At 62.2% G+C, this 14,712-nt stretch carries 15 protein-coding genes; 4 read left to right on the plus strand and 11 right to left on the minus strand.

The window, feature by feature from the left end:
* Nucleotides 1-281: 281 nt before the first annotated feature.
* The 11 genes from OCA5_RS10815 to OCA5_RS10865 all read right to left on the minus strand — a co-directional run bounded on the left by OCA5_RS10815 (nt 282) and on the right by OCA5_RS10865 (nt 10,830).
* Nucleotides 282-2,402, minus strand: a complete 2,121-nt coding sequence (locus OCA5_RS10815; RefSeq protein WP_012563019.1) for a sodium-translocating pyrophosphatase — start codon at nt 2,400-2,402, stop codon at nt 282-284.
* Nucleotides 2,403-2,607: 205 nt separating this feature from the next.
* Nucleotides 2,608-3,579, minus strand: coding sequence for a thiamine-phosphate kinase (thiL, locus tag OCA5_RS10820; RefSeq protein WP_012563018.1), 972 nt, complete (start codon nt 3,577-3,579; stop codon nt 2,608-2,610).
* A 113-nt stretch (nt 3,580-3,692) separates the two neighbouring features.
* Entirely contained in the window at nt 3,693-4,184 is a 492-nt protein-coding gene (gene nusB / locus OCA5_RS10825; protein WP_013913173.1) for a transcription antitermination factor NusB, read from the minus strand.
* Entirely contained in the window at nt 4,184-4,675 is a 492-nt protein-coding gene (ribH, locus tag OCA5_RS10830) for a 6,7-dimethyl-8-ribityllumazine synthase (RefSeq protein WP_012563016.1), read from the minus strand. The genes nusB and ribH overlap by 1 nt, the downstream gene beginning before the upstream one ends.
* Nucleotides 4,676-4,795: 120 nt before the next feature.
* Entirely contained in the window at nt 4,796-5,404 is a 609-nt protein-coding gene (locus OCA5_RS10835; protein ID WP_012563015.1) for a riboflavin synthase, read from the minus strand.
* 11 nt (nt 5,405-5,415) lie between these two features.
* The gene (gene ribD / locus OCA5_RS10840) at nt 5,416-6,555 is read right to left on the minus strand and encodes a bifunctional diaminohydroxyphosphoribosylaminopyrimidine deaminase/5-amino-6-(5-phosphoribosylamino)uracil reductase RibD (RefSeq protein WP_013913174.1); all 1,140 of its coding nucleotides are present in this window, start codon (nt 6,553-6,555) and stop codon (nt 5,416-5,418) included.
* Complete coding sequence (gene nrdR / locus OCA5_RS10845) at nt 6,555-7,031, minus strand: transcriptional regulator NrdR (RefSeq protein ID WP_012563013.1); 477 nt, start codon at nt 7,029-7,031, stop codon at nt 6,555-6,557. The genes ribD and nrdR overlap by 1 nt, the downstream gene beginning before the upstream one ends.
* A gap of 59 nt (nt 7,032-7,090) precedes the next feature.
* On the minus strand, nt 7,091-8,392 hold the full coding sequence (gene glyA / locus OCA5_RS10850; protein WP_012563012.1) for a serine hydroxymethyltransferase: 1,302 nt from the start codon (nt 8,390-8,392) through the stop codon (nt 7,091-7,093).
* A 453-nt stretch (nt 8,393-8,845) separates the two neighbouring features.
* Nucleotides 8,846-9,352 (minus strand): hypothetical protein, encoded by a 507-nt coding sequence (locus OCA5_RS10855; RefSeq protein WP_013913175.1) that lies wholly within the window; start codon nt 9,350-9,352, stop codon nt 8,846-8,848.
* 189 nt (nt 9,353-9,541) lie between these two features.
* Nucleotides 9,542-10,054 carry a transcriptional regulator LdtR gene (gene ldtR / locus OCA5_RS10860; RefSeq protein WP_012563009.1) on the minus strand — a complete coding sequence of 171 codons (513 nt, stop codon included), beginning with the start codon at nt 10,052-10,054 and terminating at the stop codon, nt 9,542-9,544.
* Nucleotides 10,055-10,335: 281 nt separating this feature from the next.
* Nucleotides 10,336-10,830: a DUF6163 family protein gene (locus tag OCA5_RS10865; protein ID WP_013913176.1), complete on the minus strand. Its 495-nt coding sequence runs from the start codon at nt 10,828-10,830 to the stop codon at nt 10,336-10,338.
* A 110-nt stretch (nt 10,831-10,940) separates the two neighbouring features.
* Between OCA5_RS10865 and hemB the strand changes: the two genes are divergently transcribed.
* The 4 genes from hemB to OCA5_RS10885 all read left to right on the plus strand — a co-directional run bounded on the left by hemB (nt 10,941) and on the right by OCA5_RS10885 (nt 14,666).
* Entirely contained in the window at nt 10,941-12,014 is a 1,074-nt protein-coding gene (gene hemB, locus OCA5_RS10870; RefSeq protein WP_012563007.1) for a porphobilinogen synthase, read from the plus strand.
* A 113-nt stretch (nt 12,015-12,127) separates the two neighbouring features.
* Entirely contained in the window at nt 12,128-12,667 is a 540-nt protein-coding gene (locus OCA5_RS10875) for an RDD family protein (protein WP_013913177.1), read from the plus strand.
* A 95-nt stretch (nt 12,668-12,762) separates the two neighbouring features.
* Nucleotides 12,763-13,521, plus strand: a complete 759-nt coding sequence (locus OCA5_RS10880; protein ID WP_012563005.1) for an arginyltransferase — start codon at nt 12,763-12,765, stop codon at nt 13,519-13,521.
* 155 nt (nt 13,522-13,676) lie between these two features.
* Nucleotides 13,677-14,666, plus strand: coding sequence for an HD domain-containing protein (locus OCA5_RS10885; protein WP_012563003.1), 990 nt, complete (start codon nt 13,677-13,679; stop codon nt 14,664-14,666).
* The last annotated feature ends 46 nt before the right edge of the window (nt 14,667-14,712 follow it).

Below are 14,712 nucleotides of genomic sequence, written 5' to 3' on the forward strand. Positions count from 1 at the left end.
ACGCGCAAGGCACGGTCCGGTTTCATCTCCCTTGCACATTTTTTTGAGTTTTCTTTTCTCGCTGATAACGCGTCTGCGGAAATCAAAAATTCATTTGCAAACCCAGGCAGGTAACGCCAGCAATTCGCTTCAACAAAAAAGCCCGCGGCAAGCCGCGGGCTTTTCATAAGAGCATTTTCAAGCGAAGTGGAAACCGGTTTGCGTGAAGAAAACGCGTCAAAACAATGAGCGAGAGCCCCGCTTTGATTCTATCAAAGCGGGGCTCTCGTATCGTATCGCGATCAATGCGCGAGGACTGCAAGCAGCAGGAGTGCCACGATGTTCGTGATCTTGATCATCGGGTTCACTGCGGGGCCAGCCGTATCCTTGTAGGGATCGCCGACGGTGTCGCCGGTCACCGCCGCCTTGTGAGCGTCGGAACCCTTGCCGCCGTAATGGCCATCCTCGATGTACTTCTTGGCGTTGTCCCAGGCACCGCCGCCCGAGGTCATCGAGATCGCGACGAACAAGCCGGTGACAATAACGCCGAGCAGCATCGCGCCGACCGCGGAGAATGCAGCCGACTTGCCCTCTGCGCCACCACCCGCGATTGCATAGATCGCGAAGTAGACGACGATCGGCGACAGCACCGGCAGCAGCGACGGAATAATCATTTCCTTGATCGCCGCCTTGGTCAGAAGATCGACCGCCTTGCCGTAGTCAGGCTTGTCGGTGCCCTGCATGATGCCGGGCTTCTCGCGGAACTGGCGACGCACCTCCTCGACGATCGCACCGGCTGCACGGCCAACCGCGGTCATGCCCATCGCGCCGAACAGATAGGGCAGCAGACCGCCGAACAGGAGGCCCACCACGACATATGGGCTGTTGAGCGAGAAGTCTGGCGAGACGCCCGCGAAGTAAGGATGGTTCGCAGAGTCGGCGATGAAGAACTTCAGGTCCTGATTGTAGGCGGCAAACAGCACCAGCGCGCCAAGACCGGCAGAACCAATCGCGTAGCCCTTGGTGACTGCCTTGGTGGTGTTGCCGACCGCATCGAGTGCGTCGGTCGCCTTGCGGACTTCCTTGGGAAGGCCCGCCATTTCCGCGATGCCGCCCGCGTTGTCCGTCACCGGACCGAAGGCGTCGAGCGCGACGATCATGCCGGCGAGCGCCAGCATGGTGGTGGTCGCAATCGCGATGCCGAACAGACCGGCGAGGCTATAGGTGATGAGGATGCCCGCGATGATGACGATGGCGGGCAGCGCCGTCGCTTCCATCGAAATCGCGAGGCCCTGAATCACGTTGGTGCCGTGACCCGTGACCGAGGACTGCGCGATCGATTTCACCGGGCGATAGTCGGTGCCGGTGTAGTACTCGGTGATCCAGATGATGAGACCCGTCACCGCGAGGCCCGCGACGCCGCACAGGAACAGCGACATGCCGGAGTAGCTCACGCCCGCGAGCTGGCCGAAGCCGACGAGGTAGTGCACGGCGATCGCAACACCCGCGAGCGAAAGCACGCCGGTTGCGATCAGGCCCTTGTAAAGCGCGCCCATGATCGACTGGCTTGCACCAAGCTTCACGAAGAACGTGCCGATAATCGAGGTGATGATGCAGATGCCGCCAATGGCGAGCGGCAGCGTCATCACCTCCTTCACGACCGGCGTGGCGCCGAAGAAGATCGCCGCGAGCACCATGGTCGCGACCGCGGTCACGGCATAGGTCTCAAACAGGTCGGCCGCCATACCGGCGCAGTCGCCGACATTGTCGCCGACGTTGTCTGCGATGGTCGCCGGGTTGCGCGGATCGTCTTCCGGAATGCCTGCTTCGACCTTGCCGACGAGATCACCGCCGACGTCCGCACCCTTGGTGAAGATGCCGCCGCCGAGACGGGCGAAGATCGAGATCAGCGAAGCGCCGAAGCCGAGCGCGACCAGCGCGTCGATGACGACGCGGTCATTCGGCTTCAAGCCGTGGAACTGAGTGAGATAGATGAAGTAGAGCGTGACACCGAGCAGCGCGAGGCCAGCCACGAGAAGACCGGTGATCGCACCTGCCTTGAAAGCAAGCTCGAGGCCGCCGGCGAGCGACTTGGTCGCCGCCTGCGCGGTGCGGACGTTGGCTCGCACCGAGACGTTCATGCCGATGAAGCCCGCTGCGCCCGAGAGTATGGCGCCGATCAGGAAGCCGACCGCAACCAGGATGCCAAGGAAGTACGCAAGCAGCACGAAGATAACGACGCCGACGATGGCGATCGTCAGATACTGACGACGCAGATAAGCCTGCGCGCCTTCGCGGACCGCTGCCGCAATTTCCTGCATGCGCGCAGTGCCTGCGTCGGCCCCCAGTACCGACGACGTTGCCCACGCCGCATAAACGACGGAAAGTGCTCCACAGAGCACGATCAACCACAAAGCTGTCATGAATGGCCCCTGATGTTCCCCGAAACGGCCGGCTCTCCGCAGGACGCGGACGGCACGTAGAAATGAAGACAGATGCCGAATGATCGACCCGCTTCAAGTCCGCGCGAACTCTGCCAAATCCACTTTCGAGACGCAACGATTGAAGCCGCGGCCAATCGCTAGAATGAGGCCAAAGTTCAATACGCCTGCGTGCGACGCAGCAATCCTAGAAATGGCTGTAGGACAATCGTTTCAAATGCATCGGAGCGCCCGCTGCATCGAGAAATACCGGTGCGGACGGTCCATTTGTGATCCGCCCGATCGCCGTGACCGCTACGCCCGCGCGTTCTGCCGAGTCCATAAAGGACGCCCAGCGCCCTTGCGGAACGGTGCAGAGAATCTCGTAGTCGTCCCCGCCAGCGATCAGCGTTTCCGGCCCGATTGCGCCAAGCGATAGAATCTGACGCGCGGTGTCGGAAAACGGCAGGTCCGAAGTTTCCACCGTCGCCGAAACATTTGAGGCAGCGCAAAGTTTGGCGAGGTCACCGGCAAGACCATCCGAGACATCCATCGCCGCACTCGCATGGGTACGAACGGCTTCCGCCAACGCGTTGCGTGGCTGCGGGACCTGATAGCGCGCGATCAGCTCATCACGGGCCTCCACATTGTCGAGCGGCGCGTGCCCTTTCAAGCAGGCAAGGCCAAGTGCCGCATCGCCGATCGTGCCGGTCACGGCGACGATGTCACCCGGCCGGGCGGTGCTTCGCCGCACCATGGTGCCGGCTGGCAGCTTGCCGAAGATCGTCACCGAGATCATGAGCGGTCCCGGCGTCGAGACCGTATCGCCACCGAGCAACGGACACCCGAACGCTTTAGCGTCCTCCGCCAGCGCGGCAGTGAACGGCGCAAGCCACGCTTCGCTGACACCGCGTAGCGCAAGCGTCAGCACGAAGCCTGCGGGCTTCGCCCCCTTGGCCGCGAGATCGGACAGGTTTACCCGCAGCGCCTTGCGCGCCACCGTCTCCGGCGGATCGTCGGGCAGGAAATGCACGCCTTCGATAACGGCGTCCGTGGTGATAACCACATCCTCGCCCGATGCGGCCAGAATCGCGGCGTCATCGATCAACCCGAGCGCGCCCGCATGCGTGGCGACCGGGCGAAAATAACGCGCAATCAGATCGTCTTCGGCAGAGGCCATTGTTACGTCCAGCCATACCGTTCGTTGTCATGGCCGGGCTTGTCCCGGCCATCGACGTCTCGACAGACTATCCAAGGCGTGGATGCCCGGCACAAGACCGGGCATGACGACTTCTAGTGGAATTCCCCGGCCCGCGTCTGCCGCGCGATCTGATCGAGCACGGCATTCACCATCCCAGCCTCATCGGCCTCAAAAAAGGCATGGGCAACATCGACATATTCCTTGATGACGACGCGTGCGGGAACGTCCTTGCGATGACCGAGCTCATAGGCACCGGCGCGCAACGTCGCGCGGAGAATCGCCTCGATCCGCTTCAGCGGCCAGCCTCGGCTCAGTGCCTCGTCGAGCATCGGGTCGATCCGGCCCTGATCGCGCACGACACCGGAGACGATGTCGCGAAAGAACGCGGCCTCCGCCGGAAGATATTCGTCGCCTTCGACCTCGTTACCGAGCCAATGGCTCTCGAACTCCGCGAAGATGTCGTTGATGCCTGCGCCGGCGATGTCCATCTGGTACAGCGCCTGCACGGCCGCAAGCCGCGCCGCGCCACGCCGGTTCGCCTTGCCTTCGGTCTTGGAAGCCACAGTTTTAGGAGTGTCGGCCATCACGGCTTCGCCAGCTTGCGCTTGATCCGGATCATCTGGATCGCAGCGCGCGCCGCATCTCCGCCCTTGTTGAGGTCGTCGGCACGGGCGCGTTCCCACGCCTGCTCCGTGTTGTTGACGGTGATGATGCCGTTGCCGAGCGCAAGGCTGCGCGACACCGACAAATCCATCAGCCCACGCGCGGATTCCGCTGAAACGATCTCGAAGTGGATGGTGTCGCCGCGAATGACGCAACCCAGCGCCACCGCGCCTTCATAGGGGCGACCGTTCTTCTTCGCCGCATCGAGCGCAATCGCGATCGCAGCCGGAATTTCCAGCGCGCCCGGCACACTCAGAATATCGTAAGCGACGCCTGCCGCATCGAGTTCAGTCTTCGCGCCTTCCAGGAGAGCGTCCTGAATATCGTCGTAAAAGCGCGCCTCGACGATCACGACGCGGGCGCCGGTGATGTCGGTCTTGTCGTCCAGTTGGGCCCGGCGGGGGGTCGCCATCGCAAAATCCGTCAGTCAGTTTTTATTGAATGTCCGGGCGGGTTGTAGTCGCAACGCCGGGCAATTCCAAGCCGGAAAGGCTGCAAATATCGAGTCTTGTCAGGCCTCCTCGCGACGACTTTAGGCCATCTCCGAAAGTCGGGCGGCGTAACGGGCCATAACGTCGATCTCGATATTCACCTCGCTGCCCACCTGCCAGCTCTGCAGCGTCGTCACTTGCAGCGTGTGCGGGATGATGAGCACCGAAAAAGTGTCATTAACTGCCGTATTGACCGTCAGCGAGGCGCCATCGAGCGTCACCGAGCCCTTGGCGGCGATAAACTTCGCAAGGTCACGGGGCGCGCGCAGCTCGAACCGTGCCATATCCGGCAGGTCCTCGCGCAGCGTGACTGTGGCGATGCCGTCGACGTGGCCGGATACGATATGGCCACCAAGCTCGTCACCAATCTTCAGCGCGCGCTCGAGATTGAGGTGGGAGCCCTGCGTCCAGTCTCTCGCAGTCGTCAGGCGCAGCGTCTCAGCCGCCGCATCTGCCTCGAACCAGGTACGGCCCGCCTCCACGCCGGAACGCACCACGGTGAGGCAGACGCCATTGCAGGCAATCGATGCGCCATCGGCGATGGTTGTCTGATCGTAATGGCAGCCGATGTGCAGACGATGCAGTTGCCCCTGCGCGGTGGGCGTGATCGAGAGGATTTCGCCGACGTCGGTGATGATTCCTGTGAACATGAAATAGTCTCTCAGATGGATTCGACGCGCCGGGAGATTGTCAGCCGATCATCGCCCAACATTTGCGTTGCGTCGATGCGCCAGCCGGACGATGCGGTGACGGCATCAAGGTCCTGCCCTTCCAGCGCCGGCAAACCATCGTCACCGATGCTTTTCGCGCCTTGCAGCAGCCAAAACTCATCGACGAGCCGGGCGGCTAGAAACGACGACGCCACCTTTGCGCCACCCTCGACCAGCAGTCGCGTGATGTCCTGCTCCGACAAGGTCCGCAACACAGCGTTCAGATCGAGACCGGCCGCGCGATCTTCCACCGGCAGACGGAACAGATGCGCCCCGGCGACGCCGAGTCTGGCCGCAGCCGCGGCCTCCGCCGTCTCAGCGGCAATGATCCACAGCGGCGTTTGCCGCGCGGAATGCACAAGGCGGCTCGCGCCCGGCAATCGCAGCGCGCGATCAAGCACCACACGCACTGGCGAGCGATGCTCCATGCCGGGCAAACGACAGGTCAGCAGCGGATCGTCGGCCAGCGCTGTGCCGATGCCGATCAGGATCGCATCGCTTTCCGCGCGCAAAAGGTGAACCCGCGCATTCGCGGCCTCGCCAGTGATCCGTACCGGCTTGCCGCCCGCGGCTGCGATCTTGCCATCGGCCGAGACCGCGAGCTTAAGTGTGACGTGCGGCCGGCCCTCGCGCACCCGCAGGAAATGCCCCGAATGCGCCTGAGCCGCTTCGTCCCGGCACAGCCCGACATCTACCGTAATCCCTGCATCCCGCAATCGCACATGGCCCTGTCCCGCCACCTGCGGATTGGGATCCTCGATCGCCGACACCACGCGCGCGATGCCGGATACGATGATCGCATCCACGCAAGGCGGCGACTTACCGTAATGCGAGCACGGCTCGAGCGTCACATAGAGCGTTGCACCTCGCGCTGCTTCGCCCGCTCGTTGCAAAGCCTGCGGCTCGGCATGCGGGCGGCCACCGGGCTGTGTCCAGCCACGCCCGAGAATGACGCCATCCTTCACCACCACCGCGCCGACAGCGGGGTTCGGCCAAGTCGCACCCTGCCCGCGCCGGCCGAGCGCGAGCGCGAGTTGCATGAAGCGATGGTCTTCAGAAGAAACGGCCGCCGAAGCGCTGGCCTGCGCCATCATTTGCGCACGTTGGTCGGCAGACCCTCGTCGGAGAGTTCGCCCAACACCGTCTCGAAGTCCTTGGCCTCGCGAAAATTGCGATAGACGGAGGCAAAGCGCACATAGGCGACGTCATCGAGCTGGCGCAGATTCTCCATCACGATCTCACCGATCATCTCGGACGAGATTTCCGCCTCGCCGCTGCTTTCAAGCTCTCGCACGATGGTGGAGACCATTTTCTCCAGCCGCTCGGTTTCCACCGGCCGCTTGCGAAGCGAGATCTGCAGCGAGCGCACGAGCTTATCGCGATCGAACGGCACCCGGCGGCCGTTGCGCTTGATCACGGTCAGCTCGCGCAACTGCACCCGCTCAAAGGTCGTGAAGCGGAAGTTGCACGTCAGGCACACGCGGCGGCGGCGGATCACGGAGGAGTCCTCCGTGGGTCGGGAGTCCTTCACCTGGGTATCGAGACTGCCGCAGCTTGGGCAACGCATTGTGTCATCCTATGTGGCCGTCATTGCGCGCACGTTTTGCTCGCAACGACGAAACACTCCTACGAATAGATCGGGAACCGATCGGTGAGTTCGCGTACCCGCTTCTTCACCGATTCCTCGACGCCCGGCGCGGCACCATCCGGCGACTGCGCAACTGCGTTCAGCACTTCGGCGATCAGCGCGCCGACCTGCTTGAACTCTGCAACGCCAAAACCGCGCGTCGTCGTTGCCGGCGTGCCGAGGCGCAGGCCCGAGGTCACGAACGGCTTTTCGGGGTCGAACGGAATGCCGTTCTTGTTGCAGGTGAGACCCGAGCGCACCAGCGCCCGCTCCGAGATGTTGCCCTTCAGCCCCTTGGGACGAAGGTCGACCAGCATCAGGTGATTGTCGGTGCCGCCGGAGACGATCTCGAAACCATGGCCGCGCAGCGTTTCCGCAAGTGCCCGGGCATTTTCGACGATGTTCTTCGCGTAGACCTTGAAGTCGGGCTGCAGCGCTTCCTTGAAGGCAACTGCCTTGGCGGCGATGACGTGCATCAGCGGCCCGCCCTGTAGGCCGGGGAAGATCGCCGAGTTGATCTTCTTGGCGATGTCCTCATCATTGGTGAGGATCAGGCCGCCGCGCGGACCGCGCAGCGACTTGTGCGTCGTTGTCGTCGTGACGTGAGCATGGGGCACCGGCGAAGCATGCACGCCGCCCGCAACGAGACCGGCGAAGTGCGCCATGTCCACCATGAAATAGGCGCCGACGCTGTCGGCGATCTCGCGGAAGCGCTTGAAGTCCCACGGACGTGAATAAGCGGAGCCACCGGCGATGATAAGCTTCGGCTTCACCTGCTCGGCCTGCTTCGCCACTTCGTCCATGTCGATCAACTGATCGTCACGGCGCACGGTGTAGTGCGCGGCCTTGAACCACTTGCCGGACATGTTGACTGGCGAGCCGTGGGTGAGATGGCCGCCCGCAGCAAGATCGAGACCCATGAAGGTATCGCCGGGTTGCAGCAGCGCGAGAAACACCGCCTGATTCATCTGGCTGCCGGAGTTCGGCTGCACGTTGGCGAACTGCGCGCCGAACAGCTTTTTGGCGCGCTCGATCGCGAGCGTCTCAGCGACGTCGACCCACTCGCAACCGCCGTAGTAGCGCTTGCCGGGATAACCCTCCGCGTACTTGTTGGTCATCACCGAGCCCTGCGCCTCGAGCACGGCGCGGCTCACGATGTTCTCGGAGGCGATCAGCTCGATCTCGTGCTGCTGGCGACCCAGCTCGCCCTTGATCGCATCGGCGATCTCGGGATCGGCCGCGGCCAGCGAGGCGGTGAAAAACGTATTGGGGGTCGAGGCGTTCTGCGCGGAAGACGGCATTGAAGAATGATCTCCACCGCGGCCGATCGATCGGCGCGGTCAGGTGAGGACAAAGTCGGAAGAAACGCTGCGGGACATACCATATATGGCCCCCGGGGCCAAGTTTCGGGGCCGTAACGCCCTATATGGTAAGGGGATAGCGGCCTGTCCCCCACCCGCGGTCCCCCGGCCCCAAAAGGCGTCTTCAGGGACATTCAACGGGCATACCCGCCCGGGCAGCCGGGGCGCCTACAGGCGGGCGCAGAAGACGATCAGGTTCAGCGAACAGGCCGCAAGCAGCACAAGCGTCAGAACGACGCCCACACGCTCACGGTCGGTTTTCAGAATCGGCTGTCTCATGGCCATGATGATGGAAAGAGTCCCGGCCAGAGTCCCGCGCTTTATTTTTGAAAGGTGCGCCCCCGGATTCAGGACTCGTTTACCAGTCGATTCTCCCCTCGGAGGCCCTCGCCGCTACTTTGGGGCACCCTGCCCCGCGCTATCCCGGCGCTTTTGCAGGCTCTCGTTCCCGATGACGAGATCGGCCTTATCCGCCGCGGTCTTTTGCAATTGCAAGGTGATCCCGCCACCGAGATCCCAGGTGAACGTCATGACCGGCTCCTGCCCTTCGACACGGGCCGGCTGCTTCCGGTACTGGCCGGACAGATCGTCGGCCAGCACCTGCGCCGTATCGGTGAGCTTCGTCAGTTCGAGCGTGGCACGCGAAATCGGCTGATCGCCGTCCGGCAGATATTGAAGCGTAAAATTACCACGGGATGTGCTGCAGACAGCTTCATGCGCCGCCGGCTGATCCTGACAGGTCCACTTCCGCGAGCGGCTGAGCGACTCGGCCTGCTTGTACGTCATGCCGGGAATGACCCCGAGCAGGTCGTGCTTGTCGTAGGCCTGGCGCGTCAGTCCGAATATCGCCACCCCAAGAAACGCGGCCGTCCCAAGGACGCCGATTTGAACTCTGTTCATGGTCCCTCCGCAGGCTAGGGCTACTATGGCCTGCCGAAAAAGCAAACGGCCTCCTCATGCGAGGAGGCCGTTTCCTTGGAGGTCATCCAGTTTTAAACAGGCGGCGCATGACCGGCTTTTCCGCCGGAGCACGTGAGGAGCTTTGCAGCCCTTCCGTGCGCCTTCACGCCATCCTGCAATTCAAGGCAATCAGAGCCGATAGAGGATCTGGTCGGTCCAGAAACGCTCGAGCCGATGCAGCGACTTGTTCAGCGTGGCGAACTCGTCGTTCGAGATGCCGCCGACCTGCTCCACCGTCTTGACGTGCTTCTGGTAGAGCGCGTCGACGATGCGGCGAATCTCCTGACCCTGCTCGGTCAGGCTGATGCGCACCGAACGGCGATCAACGCGTGAACGCTGATGATCGAGGAAGCCCATCTCGACAAGCTTCTTCAGATTGTAGGAGACGTTCGAGCCGAGATAGTAACCGCGCGTGCGCAGTTCGCCAGCCGTGAGCTCCTTGTCGCCGATGTTGTAGAGGAGGAGCGCCTGCACCGAGTTGATATCGGAGCGGCCACGACGATCGAATTCGTCCTTGATGACGTCGAGCAGACGACGATGCAGACGTTCGACGAGCGTGAGAGCTTCGAGATAAAGCGGCTGGATCGGCGCCGACGTTTCATTGGCGGCAGGCATCACAGCTTTGGCTGCGGATTTCATCATGACACTTCCCCTGTCGTTTTTTACGACTTATTCGACGAAACTTTTGTCCCGCCTGATGACCGCAAATTAGGGGGTGCATTTGAAGATGAGCTTAAATAACACAATAAAGAGAAGGTTTATTTGATTGCGTAAACATTTGATTTAGCCAGCGTTTTCAGGGGTTTTCGTAACATTTGATTCAGGAACGAAAGCCGCTGTTCACGCTTCGCTCCGGACTCTGTCGCATTCTGAACCGAAAGCGGCACAACGCTGAAAGGTTTCGTCAAGGATCAAGGCACGCGCTATGGCGGCCGTTCGCGCGCCGCCATCCATGCGAGCGCGAGATAAGCGGCGAGCAACACCGCCGCGAACACAACGACGAGAAAGTGTCCGCCGTAAATCGACGGAAACATGATCTCGACAACGGCAAGCGATACAATCGTGGTGAGCCACACCACTGCGCCCCATGGCGTTGCGAGCCACAGCCCGACAGCAGCGACAGGTTCGATCACCGCAAAATAAACGGTGGCTGCCTGCCACTGCATCGTCTGCACTTCGAACGCGCCGTCCTGTCCGCCGAGGAACCCGGTGATCTGCGCCCAGTTGTAGAGACCCATGATCATCGCGATCACGGCCATCGCGCGCAGGAACATGACGAGGCGCGTCGTCCATGTCGTCTCGCCGGTCTCGACCTCACCGGTGAGCGAGGCCAGCCGGCCACGCTTCGCCGTCTGCTGGACGGGATCGTTGACGCGCACCCTGTGCACTTTCCGCGAAGGCTCGAAATCGTCGTTCATGGGCCACAGCTTTGGTCGGTCGCCGCCATAAAATCAATCCAGATATTCGGCCGCCTCGCGGTGACGCGGGCGGGACGGAATGATAAAGCTCACGTCAGGAGACCGACTTCATGGCAATCAAATTCGGACGACCGATCGAAGCCCGCGACACTGCGCCCTCTTTCACCTCCGGCACAGACGCCTCGCCCGCAGCGCTGCATCTCACCACGCGGATGCGCCGCAACCGCAAGAGCGAATGGGCGCGCCGGCTCGTGCGCGAAAATGTGCTGACGACGGACGATCTGATCTGGCCGCTGTTTGCCGCAGATGGCGACAACAGGCGCGAGGCGGTTGCCTCGATGCCGGGCGTGGAACGGCTCAGCGTCGATCAATGCGTCCGCGATGCGGAGCGCGCGGCCAAGCTCGACATCCCGTGCATTGCCCTGTTCCCCTACACTGATCCTGCCTTGCGCGATCCGCAGGGTTCCGAGGCGCTGAACGCGGACAATCTGGTGTGCCGGACTGTTCGCGCCGTCAAGAAAGAGTTTCCCGATCTCGGCGTGCTGTGCGACGTGGCACTCGATCCGTTCACCAGCCATGGCCATGACGGTTTGTTGCGCGACGATGGCGTCATCATGAACGACGAGACGGTCGCCGTGCTTGCGCGTCAGGCGCTGGTGCAGGCGGAAGCCGGCTGCGACGTCATCGCACCTTCCGACATGATGGACGGCCGTATCGGCGCGATCCGCGATGCGCTCGACGCTGCGGGATTCGGCGATGTGCAGATCATGGCCTATGCGGCGAAATACGCCTCCGCCTTCTACGGCCCGTTCCGCGATGCGGTCGGCTCCGCGAAGGCGCTCACCGGCGACAAGCGCACCTATCAGATGGACCCGGCCAATTCCGACGAAGCGCTGCGCGAGGTCGAACTCGATATCGCCGAGGGCGCGGACATGGTGATGGTGAAGCCGGGCCTCCCCTATCTCGATATCCTGCGGCGAGTGAAGGACACCTTCGCGATGCCGACCTTCGCCTATCAGGTGTCCGGCGAGTACGCGATGCTGATGGCGGCGGCGAACAATGGCTGGCTCGACGGCGAACGCGCGATGATGGAAAGCCTGCTCGCGTTCAAGCGCGCCGGTGCTGACGGCGTTCTCACCTACTTCGCGCCGCGAGCGGCCGAGAAGCTGCGCACCAGGGGCTAACTCCCAAGCGCCGGCCACACTCAAAATTTTTGTCGCGCCGTCCCAGGCCATCTTGCGCTGCGGAAATGCATCGCCATGTCGCAGGAAGCCCCTCTTGGGGCAAGGAGGCGATGATGTCGAATACGCAAGACTCGAATGGTGGTGCGTCGTGGCGGAACGAGCCCTATGGCTCGCGTGCTTACGAAGCCGAAACGCAAAGCAACCTCGCGCTTTACAGCGGCGTGCTGACCAAGCGTTTCGTCGCCTTCCTGATCGACCTTCTGGTGCTGTCGGTTCCGATCATCCTCGCCACGATCTTCATCGCGCTGTTCGGCGTGGTGACGCTCGGGCTCGGCTGGGCGCTGTTCTGGCTGGTGTCGCCATTCTCGATCGTCTGGGCATTGCTCTATTACGGCCTTTCGCTCGGTGGAGCGCACTCGGCCACAGTTGGCATGCGGATGCTGGGAATCCATATGGAAACCCTGTCCGGCGAACCGCCCTATTTCCTGCTCGGCGTGATCCACGCGCTCGCCTACTGGTTCTCGGTGTCGTTCCTGACGCCGCTGATCGTGCTGGTCGGGTTCTTCAACCGGCGCGGCCAGTTGCTGCACGACCTCGTGCTCGGCACGGTGCTCGTGAACACGGCGGCAACCCAGCCTCCCCGTTCGTTCTGATTGACGGGTGAAAGCGCGCGAGCGATGCTTGTCTCGTGAATCAAATCTGGCGGCGCGAGAGCGCGCCGCCTCCGGTCCGGAGTTGACGGCCTGACGTGACGCAGCACTCGCGCAATACGCCGCAATTCTATCTGACGGCGCCGACACCCTGCCCGTATCTTGAAGGGTTTCAGGAACGTAAGGTTTTCACGCACCTCGTTGGCGACAAGGCCGGCGAGCTGAACGACCTTCTGACCCATGGCGGGTTCCGTCGCAGCCAGTCGATCGCCTATCGCCCCGCCTGCGATCTCTGCCGCGCCTGCGTCTCGGTTCGCGTCATCGCCGGTGAGTTCGAACCGTCACGGAACCTGCGCAAGGTGCTCCACCGCAACGCCGACCTCGTCGGCGAGATGCGCAACGCGGTTCCGACCTCCGAACAATATTCGATCTTCCGCGCCTACCTCGATGCCCGCCACCACGATGGCGGCATGGCGGACATGACCGTGCTCGACTACGCGATGATGGTGGAGGATACCCACGTCACCACTCGTATCGTCGAATATCGCAGGCGAACAGATAGTGGCAAACAAGGTGGCGAGCTTGTCGCTGCTGCGCTCACCGATGTTCTCGGCGACGGGCTGTCGATGGTCTATTCGTTCTTCGATCCCGACGTGGACGACCGCTCGCTCGGCACTTTCATGATCCTCGATCACATCGCGCGGGCGCGCAGCATGGGCCTGCCGTACGTCTATCTCGGCTACTGGATCGAGGGTTCCAGCAAGATGAGCTACAAGGCCCGCTTTCTGCCCCAGCAGCGGCTGTCGCCGAACGGATGGCTGCGCGTCGACGCCACCGGCATTGCCACTCAGGACTGAGCCGCACGTCTCCCGATCAATCGCCCGCAGCTTCTCCCCCAACGTCAAGCGTCTTTTCGCCGCGCATCCATTGCCTTGGGCGGCGTCTTGTCACGCGGCGTCCGCTCGTGAACAATTCGCCGTTCGGATCACACAGGCTTTTCACGGGAGAAATCATGATCAGACGATATATTTCCCTCGCAACCCTTGCGCTGAGTTTGACGGCTGCCATTCCCGCCTTCGCAGCCTCGCAGGACAAATACACGCTACCTGAGCCCTATCTCGGCATGGAAAAGGCCTACCTCACGGAAATGCCCGATCTTCAGAAGGTCATGGACGTCATGATCGCGACCGAAGAACGGCAGGTGAAGGATCCGACGCAGGACATCCTGCACAACCGGCTGTGCGCGGCCTTCGTCTACAAGATGGCGATGGACCAGAAGATGCCGGATGCCGACCGCAAGAAGGCCCTTGCCGGCGACCTCTTGCACAACATCGCCAAGGAGGAGAAGGAAGCCGTGCTGACCGACACGGCGCAACTGACGAAGGCACGCGACATGGTCACCGCCCTGAAGCAGGCCGGCTATCTGAAAAACTCGCCGCGCTTCTGGAGTGACGAGCAGGTTCTGACCAATCCCAAGATCGGCGGCAACCGCGCGCTGATCCACCACATCACCGGTGCCGTCATGGCCGGCGAGATGCTGAAGGAGATCGGCAGTTTCCAGAAGGCCGACATCGAAGCCATTCAGGCTGCGATCGTCGAGCATTCGACCGGTTACTGGTACTTCCGTGCCTCGATTGACAAAGCGGCTGGCAAGCAAGGCGCCTGGGAAAGCGTCTACCCCGAGCCGGAAAACGACATCGCAAAATTTACGCACGATGCCGACCTGATCTCGCAGTTCGTGCCTGAATCCGTGGTGCCGGATGGCAGCAAGTGGCGCGAGCTCGCCAAGAAGCGCTGGGGCGCCAAGACGCCTCAGGAGGAAGGCCACATCGTCTATTACGTCTTTCAGCGTCTGTTTGACGAAGCCAAGACTCCATCCGGCAAGAAGATGGCGCGCGAACGATGGAATCAGATCGCCCCTGCCCTTGTGAAGCTCACAGGCCTCAAGGATGGCGAGGATCCGACCAAGGTGCTCGGCGTACCAGCGGTGTTCTCAAACTAAAAACGCGCTTGCGTCAGCATCGCTCACATCAACCAAGCCTGCTCCT

It is taken from the genome of Afipia carboxidovorans OM5, from assembly GCF_000218565.1.
GTDB classification, from domain to species: Bacteria; Pseudomonadota; Alphaproteobacteria; order Rhizobiales; family Xanthobacteraceae; genus Afipia; species Afipia carboxidovorans.